Origin of the sequence: Lysinibacillus sp. ACHW1.5, from assembly GCF_022014815.1 — a bacterium.
GTDB classification, from domain to species: domain Bacteria; phylum Bacillota; class Bacilli; order Bacillales_A; family Planococcaceae; genus Lysinibacillus; species Lysinibacillus capsici.
The window spans coordinates 1,692,075-1,708,635 of the sequence record NZ_CP091777.1; the positions used below are offsets into that span (position 1 = coordinate 1,692,075).

Consider the following 16,561-nt stretch of genomic DNA (forward strand, 5'->3'; position numbering starts at 1 on the left):
GAGGAGGATTTTTTTATGTTAAGCAGCATCCCTTCTCACTATTATGTTATAGGGTCGACCATTATGGCCATTCTTATGGGGAGCTTTGTGATGGTCATACGAATGAGAGCTTCCAAAATGCCGACAAATGAGAAGAAAATTATTATTCCACCAATAGCGATGTCCTCTGGTGCACTGATGTTTTTATTCGAGCAATTCCGTGTACCACCAATGCAAATCTTAGAGGCGGCAGCTGTAGGAATGGTATTCTCGACAATATTAATTGCTACTTCTAAATTTGAAGTAAAGGGTCGAGATATTTATTTAAAACGTTCAAAAGCATTCGCTTTTATATTAATCGGATTGTTAATCTTCCGAGTAGTGGCGAAAATGATTTTAAGTAGCTCCATCGATGTCGGTGAATTAGCAGGTATGTTCTGGATATTAGCCTTTGCCATGTTAGTACCTTGGCGTATCGCAATGCTAATCCAGTTTAAACGCGTCAAAAAAACAATTCCAAAACTACACTAGTGCTGAAGCTAGTGTAGTTTTTTTATGCATGTAAGCGCTGGAGGAACTGGATAGCCTCATAAAAGTAGCGGATAGAGCAGCAAAGCGCGGATGGGAGTCCAAAAAAAGAGGATAAAGCTAGCAAAGTGCAGGATAGCTTCATAAAAGTGACGGATAGAACCTCAAAAGTAGAGGATAGAGTTGCAAAGCGCGGTTAGAGGTCTAAATAAAAAGTAAAAAACTGGAAAAGATCAGGATAGCCTCATAAAAGTAGCGGATAAAATCTCAAAAGTAGCGGATAGAGTTGCAAAGCGCGGATAGGAGTCTAAATAAAGAGATAAAGCTAGCAAAGTGCGGTTAGAAGTCCAAAAAAAGAGGATAAAGCTAGCAAAGTGCAGGATAGCCTCATAAAAGTAGCGGATAGAGCAGCAAAGCGCGGATAGAGGTCTAAATGAAGAGGATAAAGCTAGCAAAGAGCAGGATAGCCTCATAAAAGTAGCGGATAGAATCTCAAAAGTAGCGGATAGAGCAGCAAAGCGCGGATAGAGGTCTAAATGAAGAGGATAAAGCTAGCAAAGAGCAGGATAGCCTCATAAAAGTAGCGGATAGAATCTCAAAAGTAGCGGATAGAGCAGCAAAGCGCGGTTAGAAGTCCAAAAAAAGAGGATAAAGCTAGCAAAGTGCGGTTAGAAGTCCAAAAAAAGAGGATAAAGCTAGCAAAGTGCAGGATAGCCTCATAAAAGTAGCGGATAGAGCAGCAAAGCGCGGATGGGAGTCCAAAAAAAGAGGATAAAGCTAGCAAAGTGCAGGATAGCTTCATAAAAGTGACGGATAGAACCTCAAAAGTAGCGGATAGAGTTGCAAAGCGCGGTTAGAGGCCTAAATAAAGAGGAAAAAACTAGAAAAGAGCAGGATAGCCTCATAAAAGTAGCGGATAGAGCAGCAAAGCGCGGATAGGAGTCTAAATAAAGAGATAAAGCTAGCAAAGTGGAGGATAGCTTCTTAAAAACACAGGTTAGGACAATAATCCCATAGCTAAGTAAAAACGCTGCACAAAGATTTGTGCAGCGTTTACTCATTCGAATAGATGTTCATAGGGGGAGATGTCAATTTGCATTTGCTCTAATTTTTTGCGTAAAAATTTGTGATCGCGTTTTGGTGTTGCTTGGATATAGCCGCGAATAATGAGGTCATTGTTAATGGCAGCTGCTTTTTCTTCTAATGCGAGCTCGCCAATTTTTCCTGCAATTTTTTCCTTCGCCACTTGTCTAAAAAGCTCAGGGACGGGGCTTACGAGTTCATAGAGTAATTCTTTTTCAGCTTGTCCCCACAAGTGAACGGTTTTATCTAAATAATATTCTTGCCAATCTAAATCTGATTTTCCATCCTGCTTTGGGAGTGCCTTTAAAAATTTGCGGAACATGAAGAATCCGCCAATAGCCATCAATGAAATGAGGACGACAACCCAAAATAAAATAAACCATAAAAACCAACCTTGTAACAAATCGTTCACCTCTTTGCCTTCTCTCACTCTATTATAAAAGCTTCCGAAAAAAAATTCATCCTTAATGTCCCTTTTTTAGCAATTCGCCTTTATATAGTGTGCAGAAGGGAGGTGATGCTACATGGCTAATGTTAACTTTGTAAATGCTACACTGCGTCTCAAGTATGTGGATGGCTATGATGAGAACAATGAGCCTACGTTCACCACGAAATCGTATCGAAATATTAACAACACACATAGCGCGGACGATTTGTTAGCTGTTGCTTATGCTATTGCTAGTCTTTCATCACTGTCACTGGCTGGCATTGCGAAACAGGAAACACACGATTTATCTTAAGGAGGGATCACAGAATGACACAAGTTCTAGAATTGCAATTTGCCACAACTGATGGGAAAACGACAACCCTTTCGATTGATGCACCGAAGCCGAATATCACGGTGACTGACATTCAGCAGGCAATGACAACGATTATGGCTAAAAATGTTTTTACTGGGCAAAGTGGTGCACTGTCAGCCATCAAGGGAGCTCGTATTGTAGATCGTCAAGTCACAGAATTTGAAGTAGTAACAGAATAATTCAACAATGGTCTTTGCTACGAGAAGTGCAAAGACCATTTTTAACATGAGAGAGGAGGAGAAGGATGGAACAGTGGTTAAACATGATATCCGATATCGGTTTTCCGATTTTAGTGTCATTTTATTTATTACACCGCGTCGAAGTAAAGCTTGATGCGATTCATGCTGCACTCGTTTCATTAAAATGAAATGGATTTCACAAAGATGTACGAAAGCTGTCACTTAGAAGTTCTTGTCAACGCTTACAACCTACGTTAGGATGGGGATAGTGTAGGTTAGGGAGAGTGTTGACATGAAACGTAAATTAATAGGGCTAGTGCTGCTGTTAGCCTGTGCATCTGTGCTAGGCGCATGTGGAAACTCAAAATTTAAAGCAGATTATAGTCTAGAAATACCCGATTTTGAACATGTTAATCAACGTGGTGAAACGGTTTCGCTTGAAAGCTTAAAAGGTAAGCCTTGGATTGGTATGTATATTTTCACAAACTGTGTGTCCATCTGCCCGCCCATGTCATTAAACATGGCACAAGTCCAAGAAAAGCTTCAGAAAAAAGGAGTAGAGGACTATAACATCGTTGCCTTTTCAGTAGATCCAGATGTTGATCAACCAGATGTGTTAGCGGATTATCTTAGTAAATACAATGTTCCAGATGAATCTAAATGGAACCTTCTTACAGGGTATTCACAGAAATATATCGAACAATTTGCGGTGAAAAATACAAAGATTTTAGTGAAAAACGACCCTAACAGTGACCAAGTCATTCATGGCAATCAATTTTTCTTAGTCGATAAAGATGGTGTCCTCGTCAAAATGTATAATGGTTATGCTGAAAACATTGAAGATGTACCGATTGATACGATAGCTTCTGATATCGAAACATATATTGATGAAAATTTATAAAGTAACAGTAAACCGTCTCAAATGGTTGAGGCGGTTTTTTTATGTATTTTTCTATCTGGAAAAATAATCTTTTTCTGGTTGTGAGTCGTTTATAGTGTAGAAGGAGGATGATGGCGTGTCAGATCATGAAAATTTCGAGCAGTTAATGGCTATACATACGGAGCAATTGTTTCGAATTGCTTATTACTATACAAAGGATTTACAAATAGCCGAGGATATTGTACAGGATGTGTTTATTAAGTTCTATCATCAAAAACAATATGAGGAACGAGGAGAGATGAAGGCATACTTAGCCCGCATGACAATCAATAAATGCAAAGATTATTTAAAAAGCTGGGCATACAGAAAAATAACATTTCAGCATAAATTTTTTACCAAACAAAAATCAACATTGCCGGACACTCTGATTCGTCAAGATGAACAAGCGCTGTTAGATGATGCCATTTTAAGCTTACCTCTCAAACCACGAGAAGCAATTGTCTATTTTTACTTGGAGGAGATGACGATTAAAGAGATTGCGGAGCTACTTGCGATTCCTGAAGGTACTGTGAAATCACGTTTAAAGAAAGGAAAGGAGCTATTAAAAATAGAGTTACAACATATTGAATGGGAGGTGCTTTTCCATGGATAAGCATACAATGCAGGTACTACAAGATGTTTCAGCATATAAGGAAGCCATTATTCATAAGGTTCGACAACAAATTCAGCAAGAGCCTGTTATGCCCAAGCCAAGATGGACATATCGTGCCGTTACGATAATGATTACCTGCTCTATTTTATTATTCATTGCATGGCAAGCAGCAAAACCGATGGGCGAGTTAGCTACACAGGATGAAGGAGAAACACCTACATTCACGGATTTATTTCAAACAGAAGTGGAGGGAAAAGGTACAGCATACAGTAATTTTCTTCCACTTGCTAATTATTTAAGTCAGGCAAAACATATCCAATATTATGCACCACTTCAAGGTTTAGAGGCGATGCAATCAGTAGCAACATCACTGGAGGATGTCGTTCATCTCACTGATCCTGAAAATTTACCATTTCAACCAAATATACATGAGGTCTATGCGGTATCAGCAAAAATGGAGGATGGTAGTAAACAAAAGCAATTTCAATTTAGCTATAAAGAAAAATCCTCCACTGGGGTGGATTTACAATTTATTAATTTTACCGTGACAAATGTAAAGTATAATCCCTTAGCGAGCTATGTGAAGTCTAAAAATATGGAAGAAACTTTAGGGATGAAAGTTTCGAATATAGGCTTAAATTTTATGAATCCCCTGTTTTATCGGGAGATGTCACCAGAACGAGGGTATGTATATACTTATTACAATTACGATGAGACGGATAAGCGAATCTTTCAAATGACAACTAGAGCCAATGAGTTTTATTCTTACTATAACGGCTATGTCTATCATATCGGGTATCAACTCGATGGAAACCCACAGGAGGTTCAAGAAAAAATGGCGATCCTTGCAAGAGAATTTATTCTTGGTGAATAAGTCATGAGACATTTCAATTGAGCTATAATAGAATGATAGAAAAGAGGGGATGGAGGTTCGACTATGACAATTGCACAAACCTATTTACAAGTTGTCCAGAAAAGATTTCAAAGTGTGAAAGAGCTAGGGGATAAAACGCTTGCCCAAATGGAAGAGGCACAATTGCACTGGGCATACAATGAAGAATCCAATAGTATTGCAGTGATTGTAAAGCATGTAAGTGGTAATATGATTTCCCGCTGGACAGATTTTTTATCGACAGATGGAGAAAAGCCAACGAGAAATCGGGATGATGAGTTTGAGGATAGTCTTCACACCAAAGAGGCAATCATCTCCGCTTGGGACAAGGGGTGGCAAGTGTTTTTAGAGGCCTTGGCAAATTTAACAGAATCCGATTTACAGGGGCATGTCACGATTAGAGGGGAGCGGCTAGCGGTCATTGATGCCATTGAAAGACAAATGGCACACTATGCACAGCACGTCGGTCAAATCATTTATATCGCCAAACAGGTAAAAGGCTCTGATTGGCAAACACTCAGTATTCCTAAAGGACAGTCACAAGCTTTTACTGAAGCCATGCTAGACAAACATCAACGCTAAAGAAGAAAGATCGTAGCCAAGTAGTAGGTGCTACGATTTTTTTTCCGCTAAATAGAGCTTGTATAAGGCTGTTTCTAGGTCGGTTGCTTGAGCGAGTTCAAATGCCTCCTGCTGACTTCTATGATTTGTGATTATCTCATAGAAAAAGTGAATTAGAAACATGAGATTAGCATTACCCTCAATATAATCATCAGGTGCTAGGTAGGAATGACAGCCACTCTCTAAAAAGGCTGTCGCTAGCTGCTGCCAGCCTAATGTACAGCCTGCCGCAATGACCTTGACACCCTGTAGCTGACAATAGGTTAAGACATCTTGAGGTTCAAAATAGATACTCCTTGGTTCATTTTCTTCATATACCTCTTCTCCTAGCTCAGGCAGACAAAATCGCCCCTCATCGCCGTGAAAGTTTAATAGCAAATAATCCATTTTGTGAGGAAGATCATTTCCAGATAAAATATCAATGAAATCATTTGGTCTGCCAATTAAATCGAGTGTAACGCCTGCACCAAAGGATTCCAGTGCCGCTCGAATGGCCATGGATTCAAAATCACAATCAGGACCGACTACTAAATGTACGTATAATTCTGGTCTACTCATACATCATCACCTCTATTTAAGTATAGCTGAAACTTATTAGAGTAGTAAATCGTATATGACAATAATTACTATAAATGTAAAGTGGTAAAGGAGGTGATAAAGTGCACAAGGGTGGTTATAGTTATACACTTATTCTAGGCATTGTTTTGAGTTTAAGCACACTACTACTCTTCGTTTACAATGAAAGGCAGCGTGAGGAGCTAGTGTCGCTGCATACCCCTATTCAATCGATTAAAGAGGCATGGTATTTGTCTGGAAGTAATGGCAAAGAGCAATATTTATATCCATTAAAGCAAGTATTCTACGTCGACCGCTATGAGGTGAAAGATACAGATCGCCTTCAGCAAGTTTTACAAACTAAAAAGGACCTTAGCAGTCGACCAGCCAACCATGAAGCAGTAAGTGATTTATACATACGCTTCCATAACGGCAAGGACACGGCCATGAAAGTAATAGTCGAGGATGAACGATTCTTCCTAATGGATCAAAAAACAGGACAGTATTATGCACTGCAAGCACAAGAAGCTGAGGATTATTTTCATTTGTTAAATGAGGAAAGCAAAATGTCGTGGCTATTATTTATTGTTTATACCATTTTATTTTTTGGTCTTGTCTTTATGCTTGCAAAGAAATTAACAGCCACTAAATCTACAGAGAAAGAAAGCATGCCCTCCAATACGGAGGAAAAAAGATCACTAGCTGATTCTATTTATCCAGCCATCCTGCCCTTGGTCATTACATTCTCTTTGCAGATTTATGGGGCTCAACATAGCTTACTATTATTGAGTGCGATGATGCTGACATCAGGCATGCGAGAGTTTTTAGAAAAAAGAGGTCATTTTCTGAAAATGCTCCTGCTACTTCCGCTCTTTTGGTGTTATCTCTATGGTTTCCAAATGATTAATTCCTATTTCAACTAGTAAAATAGTGGATATTATTGTCAATAGATTAGATGCGAAATTCTCATTATTGTTAAATTTTAGCGATAGTTTAGGAGCAGAAGCATAGATTTTATAGGCTAATAGGTTTAGGTAGGCTATACTCAAGTGGATTATAGAAGAATAGAGGGAATCATATGAGACTAACTGTGGAACGGAAATTGCAATTTGCTTTTGGTATTGTCCTCATCTTTTTACTGCTTATTTCAGGAATTGCTATGTACTACCTGAATAATAATAATCACACATTAGCAGAAATCGAAGACAATACGGAATTAATCCATTTATATCAAGATATCTCGTTCCAAACCGTACGAGCGAATGCGGCTATTCGTGGGTATATGTTATATGGCAAGGAAGAAATGCTCAACAATCATCATGAAATCCGCAATACCTTACATACGTCGATTAATCGACTTCAGGAAATAGGCGATAGCAATGAGGATTTTGAAAAATTTCTATCCCAGCTTAATGACTGGGAGAAGGCTATAGATGGGCAGATTGTGCCACTTTATCAACGCGGGGATCATCAGCAAGCACAACAAATGGCTTTACCGATTTTAGGTGAGGGCTCTCAGAAATTAGTTGTTTTTGGAAAAACGATGGCAACAGCGCAGCAAGAAGATATGCTAGCACATATTGAGACGACAAAGCAAAAAGGAGAGAGAAGTGGCCTTGAAATTATGATTCTAGTGGCTATATCTCTACTTATAAGCATTATCATTGCGACACTATTCGGTAGACGGATCGCAAAAAATATTCAACAAACCGTGGTAGAAATGGATAAATTTTCGGAAGGGAATTTGCATACGCATTTACAATTTAAAACCAAGGATGAGTTTGCGCACTTAGCCGATTCCTTCAATAGTATGTCCGAAAAGCTTCGACTGATGATGAAACAGGTAGGAAACTCCTCTGAGCAAGTTGCCGCAACATCAGAACAGCTAACAGCAAGTAGCATGGAGGTTACACAGGCGACAGAGGTGGTAACAGAATCTATTCATGATATTGCACAAGGTATTGATCAGCAGGATACGTTAACAGGTGATGTGCGAAACTTATCTGCCCATATTTTGAAGAAAATGAATGATATTTCTACAAGCATACAAAGCGTGAATCAAGCAACAGTCAACACGAAAAATATGGCACAAACAGGTCGTTCTTCTGTACATGATGTAACAGTGCAAATGAATGAAATCTCTACTAACACAAGTGAGCTAAATACACGTGTGCAAGATTTAGATGACAATACAGCGGCGATTGTATCAGCAGTAAATGTCATTAAGAGTATAGCGACACAGACCAATTTACTAGCAATCAATGCCTCCATTGAAGCCGCAAGGAGCGGGGAGCATGGGAAAGGCTTTGCGGTAGTGGCAGAGGAAGTCCGCAAGCTAGCAGATGAGTCAAATCTTGCTGCAGTCGATATTGAAAAAGTAGTGGCACAAATTACAGATAGCACGAGGATTATCGAGGAAGATATGGTAAATAGTAATGATTCTGTCCATGTAGGTCGTGAAAAGGTTAATGTGGCAAGGGATAATTTTATACAAATTGATGATGCCATTAATGATGTACAAGCACAGACCGAGCTTGTTACGGCAGCCATTCAAACAATCCATCAAGATATTGAAAAGTTAGTGCAAGAAATCGACTATATTAGTGAAGTGTCGAGTAAATCAAGCCATCATGTGCAAAGTGTTGCAGCCTCTTCCGAGGAACAAAATGCAGCGATGGAGGAGGTAGCAGCAGCCTCAACCCATCTAGCAAAGATGGCTATAGACCTACAAGAATCTATTCAGTCGTTTAAATACTAAATCCAACTTACCCCTGTCCAGGTACAGGGGTTTTTATTTGTCGGTAAAGCCTGAATAGTATGAAAATCGTAAAAATGTTAGAAATAGTTTTTTTCGTCCGATAAAAGCTTTGGGAGAAATGGTAAGGAGATAAAGAGAGGGAGAGGTTTTAAAAAAATCAAAAGGAGATTGATATATGAAGAAACTATTTAGCAGTTTTAAGGGCAAGCTTTATACGCTATTTGCGCTAGTATTACTTATCCCTGTCATATCTGTGGGGAGTTTGTCTTATTTATCTGCAAAAGACTCGATTGAAGAAGAAATTTTATTTAGTGCCAATGAAAGTGTAGGCATTTTAAATAAGCTCATTGACAAAACGATTAGTGAGAAAATGAGTGACATCAATGTATTTAGTAGTGAAATAGATGAGGGCCAATATGAAGAAGCACAAGCATCGATTGTGGCTAAATTTCAGCAATATACAAAGCTTAATGCAGATGTATTGAGTGTTTATATTGGCATGAATGACGGTCGATTTACACAGGAGCCAAAATTGAATGGTGCAGACTATAATCCATTAGATCGAGATTGGTATAAAGAGGCGACAGCTTTAAAAGGAGAAACCTTGATCACCAACCCTTACAAGGATGCGGGGACGGGTGATATGGTGGTAACAGTTGCTAAGCAGACGAAGGATCATGCTGGAGTTGTGGCAATTGATATAAAATTAACCGATCTTCAAAAAATTGCTGATTCAATTCGAATCGGAAAAAATGGGTATCCTTCTATTTTTGGAAAAGACAAGATGGTCATTTCACATCCTACACTTGAAGCAGGAGGGGAGCTGAAAGAAAGCTTCCTTGATAAAATGTACGAAAGTCCATCAGGTACGTATGAATATGTCTTTAATGGTGATGATCGTCTTTTATTCTATACGACAAATGAACTGACAAATTGGAAAATAACAGGAACGATTTTTGCTGAAGAAATTGATGAGTCTGCTTCCTCGATTTTATACCATACGATTCTAGTCCTCATAGCAGCAATTATCATCAGTTCTATCATTTTTTATTTTGTAATGAGGGCTGTCATTAAACCAATTAAAGCCTTAAAGGATAGTGCGGTTACGATCAGCAAAGGGGATCTCACGGAAATGGTAACCATTACGTCAAAAGATGAGATTGGCCAATTAGGACAAGCCTTTAATGATATGCAAGAAAGCTTACGGACACTAATTCAAAAAATTGAACAAAATGCAGAGGAGGTTGCTTCTTCAGCAGAAGAGCTAACTGCCAATGCCAATCAGACAAGCATTGCAACAGAAAAAGTGGCGATTTCCATTCAGGATGTTGCAACAAGTGCTGATTCTCAAACGATTAGTGCCAATAAAAATGCAGCTTCTTTACATGAGCTTTCTACTGCCATTCTGCATATTGCTGAAATCTCCTCCGCTGTGACGGACCTTTCACAGCATGCGACATTACAGGCGGATGAAGGCGGACAAGCTGTTCAAAATACAAAGAATCAAATGCAATCCATTCATTTATCCGTAGCAGACTCCAATGCGAAAATCCAGACATTGCATGAACGCTCTCAGCAAATTACATCCATTTTAGATGTGATTACAAGCATTGCAGATCAAACAAATTTACTAGCTTTAAATGCAGCTATCGAAGCAGCGAGAGCAGGAGAGCATGGGAAAGGCTTTGCAGTCGTGGCAGACGAAGTGCGTAAGCTTGCAGAGCAATCACAGGAATCAGCGAAACAAATATTTGAGCTTATCCGAGGGATTCAGCAAGAAACGGAGCAATCTGTCAGTATTATGGCGAAGGTTACAGAGGATGTGCAAAGTGGATTGCATATTTCCGATGAAGCCATTGCAAAATTCCAAGTCATTATGACAAGTATGAATGAAATTACCCCTAAAATGGAGGAGGTCTCTTCAGCCTCTGAACAGATGTCTGCAGGTGTTCAAGAGGTAGCAGCAGTAACCGAAGATTTGGCATTCTCTGCAAAAGGCAATGCAGCGGCGTCTGAGGATGTCGCAGCATCAACAGAGGAGCAATTAGCCTCAATGGAGGAAATCAATGCCTCTGCGCAAGCACTCGCACATATGGCGGATGAATTAAAGCTACTGATTAGTCAGTTTAAATATTAAAGCACAACGCCACTCCATAATTTGGGGTGGCGTTAAGTTTTGATAAATGCTGTACTAGTAGAGCAGAACAACCGTTTTTTTCAAAAAACGCCACTCCAATTTTAGAAGTGGCGTTCAGTATTTTATCGATCTTCTTCTTCCCAACAGTCTGTATTTTTTAAGGTTGGGATTGATTTTGCATAGAAGACAGGATTTTTTCCTGCTCTACGTTGCTCAGTAAAGTCGTCTAGCACGAGGAAGGCAATTTTACCGAGCATCATAATGATGGCGATATTGATAAGCGCCATCAGCCCCATAAAGAGGTCAGCGAGATTCCATACAAGCTGTACCTGTGCGATGGAGCCGAACATGACCATAACTAATACGAAAATTCGATAGCAAAACATCCAAGCTTTATGGGCATCCATAAATTCAATATTGGATTCACCATAATAATAATTACCAATAATCGAACTAAAAGCGAAGAAAATGATGGAGATGGCAATAAAATAAGGAGCCCAATCACCAACATGAACAGCTAAAGAATTTTGCGTCAAAATAATACCATCACTCTCACCTTTATCATATAAGCCCGCTAAAATAATGATAAAGGCAGTGGCTGTACAAATCATAATCGTATCAAAAAAGACACCTAAGCTTTGTACAAGTCCTTGCTTAGCAGGATGTGAAGTATTAGCAGTCGCAGCAGCATTCGGTACACTCCCCATCCCTGCTTCATTGGAAAATAAACCGCGACGTACGCCCTGCATGATTGCTGCCCCAATTGCGCCACCAGCAGCTTCCTGTAGGCCAAATGCATGAGTGAAAATTAATGAAAAAACATGTGGGATTTCCGCTAAATTGGTCACTACGACAAAAAGAGCTACAAGTAAATAGAAGATGGCCATAACGGGAACAAGAACTTGTGTCACCTTTACAATTCGATGGACACCACCAAAAATAATTAATCCAGTTAAAATGACAAGTATAGCTCCGATTATCTTTGGATTTACATCGAAGGCTTCGCCGACTGAAGTGGCAATTGTGTTGGATTGCACAGCATTAAAAATAAAGCCAAAGCTTAATGTTAATAGAATACTAAAAATAATGCCAAGCTTTCGTTGACCTAATGCTTTCTCCATATAGTAGGCGGGCCCACCACGGAATGTATCGCCATCCTTCACTTTATAGACCTGTGCTAAGGTACTTTCAATGAAGGCAGTGGCCATCCCTAAAATCGCGATTATCCACATCCAAAATACTGCACCAGGACCGCCTACACCAATGGCTAAGGCTACCCCTGTAATATTTCCTGTGCCGACACGTGAAGCAGCACTAATGGTAAAGGCTTGGAACGGAGAAACCCCCGAATCGCCCTCTCTTTTTTCTACAATTAAACGAAACATTTCAGGAAAAAGACGAATTTGTACAAACTTCGTACCGAATGAAAAATATAGTCCTGCTGCTAAAAGTAAGATAATGAGGATATATGTCCATAAAATATTATTTCCACTATCAACTATTGTTGAGATCCATTCCATAAGTTGTCCTCCTTTCACAATACGCTTTAGTCTACACTGTTTTTTTATATAAAATCAACTTTTTTTAATATAATGAAATATGATAAAATTTTGAGATTTTAATTTTATTAATGGGGGAAACTCTTTTTATGTATTATTTTCCAAACACCATCTATTGCTTTTGGAAAATTCTCTTATTTTTGTGTGAGGGAGGCGTATAATAATAGAAAAAGGAGTGATGTAGACATGAAAACAATCGGCTTAATCGGTGGGATGAGCTGGGAGTCATCTGCTGAATATTACAGACTTATCAATGAACAGGTTAAACATAGGCTAGGGGGCCTACACTCTGCGAAATGTATTTTGTTTAGTGTAGATTTCCAGCAAATTGAGCATTTTCAAGCTAACGGGGAGTGGGACAAAGCAGGTGAGGTTCTAGCTCAAGCTGCACAAGCACTGGAGCGGGCAGGCGCAGACCTAGTCATCATTTGTACCAATACAATGCATAAGGTCATTGATGTTATCGAGCCTGCTATAACCATTCCTATTTTACATATTGCGGATGCCACAGCTAAGCAAATCAAAGAAGCGGGGCTACAGAAAATAGCGCTTCTTGGTACAAAGTACACAATGGAGCAAGCGTTTTATAAGGCAAGGGTAGAAAGCTTTGCCATAGAGGTGATCGTGCCTGACAGCAACGACCGAATGGAAGTCAACCGAATTATTTACAATGAATTGTGTCTTGGTACCATTGTACCAGCATCTAAAAGGTACTATAGCCAAGTGATAGAGGAGCTTGTACATGCGGGGGCACAAGGGGTAATTTTGGGCTGCACGGAAATCGGCTTACTGATTCAGCAGGAGGATGTCAGCATTCCAGTGTTTGATACAACTGCTATCCATGCACAGGCTGCTGTGTTAATGGCGATTGAGGAGGATGCATAATATGCAGGGAAAAGTAAGACAATTGGGCATTGAAATTGGTGTGTTACCAGTTGGTCAGAAAAACTGCATCACCGATGTAGAAGGAGTTCAAGTGGGGCATGTGACATTGGATGAGCCATTAGATCAGAATGGGGCCTATGCGTGTACAGGCGTTACAGCCATTTTACCGCATGGAGGCAATGTATTTCAGCAAAAGGTGACAGCGGCAAGCTATGTACTAAATGGCTTTGGAAAAACAACGGGACTTGTGCAAGTGAATGAACTAGGTGTACTGGAATCGCCCATTATGTTAACCAATACTTTTGGCGTACCAGCTGTGACACAAGGTACATTAAGCTATATGCTTGATAGGAATGAAGACATTGGACTGACAACAGGAACCATTAATCTCGTTGTGGGCGAGTGTAATGATAGTTATCTTAATTCGATTCGAGCTTGTCCAGTGACACCTGCGCATGCCATAGAAGCCATTCGTCAAGCCTCTACAAAGACGGCACAGGAAGGCGCTGTTGGTGCAGGAAAGGGGATGATGTGTTTCGGCTACAAAGGAGGAATTGGTTCTTCCTCTCGCATCGTCAAAGTAGAATCAAATGAAGTGAACTATACAGTAGGCTGCCTAGTTCTTAGTAACTTTGGACAAGACAGGGAGTTTTTAGCCGAGCATTACAAAGTCTCAACTATGCAAAACCAATCTACTCTATCACCAACAGATGGCTCCATTATCATTGTCCTTGCGACAGATGCCCCGCTAAGTAGTCGACAATTAACACGTGTCATTAAGCGCTGTGGTATTGGTTTAGGACGGACAGGCAGTCATTTTTCACATGGTAGTGGTGACATTGTGATTGGCTTCACGACGGCACATTGTATTCCTCATACCACTGATCAGCTTATTGAGACTAGAAGTCAGCTTCGTGAGGATCATCCCATCATGAATCAATTGTTTACAGCCGCAGCGGAAGCGACTGAGGAAGCGATACTAAATTCATTATCCCAAGCTAAGACAACAACTGGCCGCAATGGTCATACAGTGCAAGCTTATTCCTTTCAACAGGCATAAAAGAAAAGGCTATTGAAACAGCAATTGTGTTTCAATGGCTTTTTTTGAGCACCAAAACAGGTTTCGTTAATTTTTTAGCATGAGCGAGCTATAAGATGAATAAAATCCTTAATTAGAGGATATAAGTGGTTTTTCGATCCGTCAATTGCTGGAATATGTATCATTATAAGAGTTTATCCATTATTTTGTAATTATTCTTTTTTTATCTAGTCAATGATAGAGAGATGTGATAACATTCAACTTAAAAAACTGAATTATCTAACTATTTAAAGGGGGGTTCTGTTATTATGAACCTTTTTCAACCGATAGCACCCTCTCTAAATGGAAGCCCCTCGCCATCACCAGTTGTCTGTGAAAACAATGAGCCGCTTATCCAGCTTACAGGTGCTCATCCTAGGATATTTATGGAGCCCATCTACTATCAGCAACAGATTTCTAATAGTTTACGAGTTATTTATGTAAGAGAAGGTGTCTATGAGCGTTTGCAACAGGCGTTAACATTATTACCTCAAGAGTATTGCTTATTACTTTATGATGGCTATCGCCCATTTCAAGTACAGCAGCATTTGTTTAGCCATTTTTCTCAGCAATTAGCAAAAAGGATGCCGCAGCTAACATCACAAGAGATTGTGCAGGCGACCAAAAAATATGTAGCATTTCCAAGTAAAGATGTAGCCCATTTAGCCCCCCATTTAACAGGGGGTGCCATCGATGTAACACTTGCAGATGTTCATGGTAAAGCCCTCGATCTTGGGACTGCATTTGATGAAATGAATGAAAAATCGGCGACCCGTTATTTTGAACAGCAAACGCATGAAAATCCACTTGCCTGTCAGCACCGACGTTTGCTGTATAACTGTATGACACTTGCTGGATTTACGAACTATGAGGAGGAATGGTGGCATTACGATTATGGCAATGTGGCATGGGCTAGACGTGTTCAAGCACAGGTAGCTCATTACGGAGCAGTACACGCAACAATTCAAAATCATAATGTAGAGGAGTTTCGATTTCTATGAAAATTTATATTAGTGCAGATATTGAAGGAATTACAGGTACAACTTCGTGGAGTGAAACCGAGTTAAATGCACCTGACTATCAGTTTTTCCAAAGACAAATGACACGAGAAGTAGAAGCTGCCATTGAAGGAGCGATAGCGGGGGGCGCAACCGAAATTTTAGTAAAGGACGCACATGATTCAGCCCGCAATCTAGACATTTCCAATTTACCAATCAACTGTAAAGTTATCCGTGGCTGGACATACGACCCTATGTGTATGGTAGCGGGTCTCGATAAAAGCTTCGATCGTGCTATTTTTATCGGCTATCACAGCAAGGGTGGCAGTGAACGTAACCCACTAGCCCACACACTTTGCACATACGCAGATGTCAAAATCAATGGCGAATATGCGAGCGAATTTCTCATCAACACGTATGCAGCAGCCTTACACGATGTGCCCGTTTCCTTTGTAAGTGGGGATGTGGGGTTGACAGAAGAGATTCAGGCCGTAAATGAACACATTGTCACGTTTGCTACAAAGGAAGGCATTGGCAATGCGACGATTAGTGTCAGTCCACAACTAACTATCATGGAAACTAAGCGACTGGTGGAGTCTTCTATGAAGGTTCCACGTGCCGCATTACAGGTAACGTTGCCAGAACACTTTAGGGTAGAAATTATTTATCGTGACCATACACGAGCCTATCGTAATTCATTTTATCCAAATGCCAAATTCAAACCGCATAATACCGTGGAGTTCATGACCCATGATTTTTATGAGGTGCTGCGTGTCCTGCAATTTTTAACATGATGGTAAGGTTTAGTGGGAGCTTTTATATCAAGTGAGGATGCTAATTCATGAAAGGTGAGAAGTCATCAAAAAGTGGTGGACCCGCTCAAAAGTTTGCTAGACCTGCTCAAAATGCAGTGGGACACGCTGTCTGAGTGGTTTGGTAGAACTGACAATTTAATCTCATAACCGTGACAACGAGTA

The 16,561-nt window shown here is 39.9% G+C and carries 18 protein-coding genes; 15 read left to right on the forward strand and 3 right to left on the reverse strand.

The window, feature by feature from the left end; genetic code table 11:
* Positions 1 to 15 precede the first annotated feature (15 nt).
* Positions 16 to 510, forward strand: a complete 495-nt coding sequence (locus L6W14_RS08005) for a CcdC family protein (RefSeq protein WP_004229470.1) — start codon at positions 16 to 18, stop codon at positions 508 to 510.
* 1,054 nt (positions 511 to 1,564) lie between these two features.
* Here the strand turns inward: L6W14_RS08005 and L6W14_RS08010 are convergent.
* The gene (locus L6W14_RS08010; RefSeq protein WP_004229468.1) at positions 1,565 to 1,993 is read right to left on the reverse strand and encodes a DUF2621 domain-containing protein; all 429 of its coding nucleotides are present in this window, start codon (positions 1,991 to 1,993) and stop codon (positions 1,565 to 1,567) included.
* 121 nt (positions 1,994 to 2,114) lie between these two features.
* On the opposite strand from L6W14_RS08010, the gene L6W14_RS08015 reads away from it, so the two are divergent.
* From L6W14_RS08015 to L6W14_RS08045, 7 genes are all read left to right on the forward strand, one after another.
* The gene (locus tag L6W14_RS08015) at positions 2,115 to 2,330 is read left to right on the forward strand and encodes a DUF1659 domain-containing protein (RefSeq protein ID WP_237900254.1); all 216 of its coding nucleotides are present in this window, start codon (positions 2,115 to 2,117) and stop codon (positions 2,328 to 2,330) included.
* Positions 2,331 to 2,344: 14 nt separating this feature from the next.
* On the forward strand, positions 2,345 to 2,569 hold the full coding sequence (locus L6W14_RS08020; protein ID WP_237900256.1) for a DUF2922 domain-containing protein: 225 nt from the start codon (positions 2,345 to 2,347) through the stop codon (positions 2,567 to 2,569).
* A 65-nt stretch (positions 2,570 to 2,634) separates the two neighbouring features.
* Complete coding sequence (locus tag L6W14_RS08025) at positions 2,635 to 2,757, forward strand: YvrJ family protein (protein WP_004229459.1); 123 nt, start codon at positions 2,635 to 2,637, stop codon at positions 2,755 to 2,757.
* A gap of 104 nt (positions 2,758 to 2,861) precedes the next feature.
* Positions 2,862 to 3,470, forward strand: coding sequence for an SCO family protein (locus tag L6W14_RS08030; protein WP_054550847.1), 609 nt, complete (start codon positions 2,862 to 2,864; stop codon positions 3,468 to 3,470).
* A gap of 115 nt (positions 3,471 to 3,585) precedes the next feature.
* A complete protein-coding gene (locus L6W14_RS08035) occupies positions 3,586 to 4,101 on the forward strand; it encodes an RNA polymerase sigma factor (RefSeq protein WP_081011064.1) in 516 nt (171 codons plus the stop codon).
* Positions 4,094 to 4,975 carry a hypothetical protein gene (locus L6W14_RS08040; RefSeq protein ID WP_237900257.1) on the forward strand — a complete coding sequence of 294 codons (882 nt, stop codon included), beginning with the start codon at positions 4,094 to 4,096 and terminating at the stop codon, positions 4,973 to 4,975. Before L6W14_RS08035 ends, L6W14_RS08040 begins: the two co-directional genes overlap by 8 nt.
* A gap of 63 nt (positions 4,976 to 5,038) precedes the next feature.
* Entirely contained in the window at positions 5,039 to 5,575 is a 537-nt protein-coding gene (locus L6W14_RS08045; protein WP_237900259.1) for a DUF1572 family protein, read from the forward strand.
* Between the two features lie 30 nt (positions 5,576 to 5,605).
* On the opposite strand, the gene L6W14_RS08050 is transcribed toward L6W14_RS08045, so the two are convergent.
* Positions 5,606 to 6,172 (reverse strand): delta-aminolevulinic acid dehydratase, encoded by a 567-nt coding sequence (locus L6W14_RS08050; protein WP_237900261.1) that lies wholly within the window; start codon positions 6,170 to 6,172, stop codon positions 5,606 to 5,608.
* Positions 6,173 to 6,273: 101 nt separating this feature from the next.
* Here L6W14_RS08050 and L6W14_RS08055 point away from each other — a divergent pair, with 101 nt between their 5' ends.
* From L6W14_RS08055 to L6W14_RS08065, 3 genes are all read left to right on the forward strand, one after another.
* Entirely contained in the window at positions 6,274 to 7,092 is an 819-nt protein-coding gene (locus tag L6W14_RS08055; protein WP_237900263.1) for a hypothetical protein, read from the forward strand.
* A 155-nt stretch (positions 7,093 to 7,247) separates the two neighbouring features.
* Positions 7,248 to 8,927 carry a methyl-accepting chemotaxis protein gene (locus L6W14_RS08060; RefSeq protein ID WP_237900265.1) on the forward strand — a complete coding sequence of 560 codons (1,680 nt, stop codon included), beginning with the start codon at positions 7,248 to 7,250 and terminating at the stop codon, positions 8,925 to 8,927.
* Between the two features lie 175 nt (positions 8,928 to 9,102).
* Positions 9,103 to 11,064 (forward strand): methyl-accepting chemotaxis protein, encoded by a 1,962-nt coding sequence (locus L6W14_RS08065; protein ID WP_237900266.1) that lies wholly within the window; start codon positions 9,103 to 9,105, stop codon positions 11,062 to 11,064.
* 122 nt (positions 11,065 to 11,186) lie between these two features.
* Here the strand turns inward: L6W14_RS08065 and L6W14_RS08070 are convergent, their stop codons facing one another.
* Complete coding sequence (locus tag L6W14_RS08070) at positions 11,187 to 12,584, reverse strand: alanine/glycine:cation symporter family protein (RefSeq protein WP_237900268.1); 1,398 nt, start codon at positions 12,582 to 12,584, stop codon at positions 11,187 to 11,189.
* Between the two features lie 225 nt (positions 12,585 to 12,809).
* On the opposite strand from L6W14_RS08070, the gene L6W14_RS08075 reads away from it, so the two are divergent.
* From L6W14_RS08075 to L6W14_RS08090, 4 genes are all read left to right on the forward strand, one after another.
* Positions 12,810 to 13,508, forward strand: a complete 699-nt coding sequence (locus L6W14_RS08075) for an aspartate/glutamate racemase family protein (protein WP_131519816.1) — start codon at positions 12,810 to 12,812, stop codon at positions 13,506 to 13,508.
* A gap of 1 nt (position 13,509) precedes the next feature.
* Complete coding sequence (locus L6W14_RS08080) at positions 13,510 to 14,568, forward strand: DmpA family aminopeptidase (RefSeq protein ID WP_131519817.1); 1,059 nt, start codon at positions 13,510 to 13,512, stop codon at positions 14,566 to 14,568.
* Positions 14,569 to 14,855: 287 nt separating this feature from the next.
* A complete protein-coding gene (locus tag L6W14_RS08085; RefSeq protein WP_227744834.1) occupies positions 14,856 to 15,587 on the forward strand; it encodes a M15 family metallopeptidase in 732 nt (243 codons plus the stop codon).
* Positions 15,584 to 16,378, forward strand: a complete 795-nt coding sequence (locus L6W14_RS08090; protein WP_131519818.1) for a M55 family metallopeptidase — start codon at positions 15,584 to 15,586, stop codon at positions 16,376 to 16,378. The genes L6W14_RS08085 and L6W14_RS08090 overlap by 4 nt, the downstream gene beginning before the upstream one ends.
* The last annotated feature ends 183 nt before the right edge of the window (positions 16,379 to 16,561 follow it).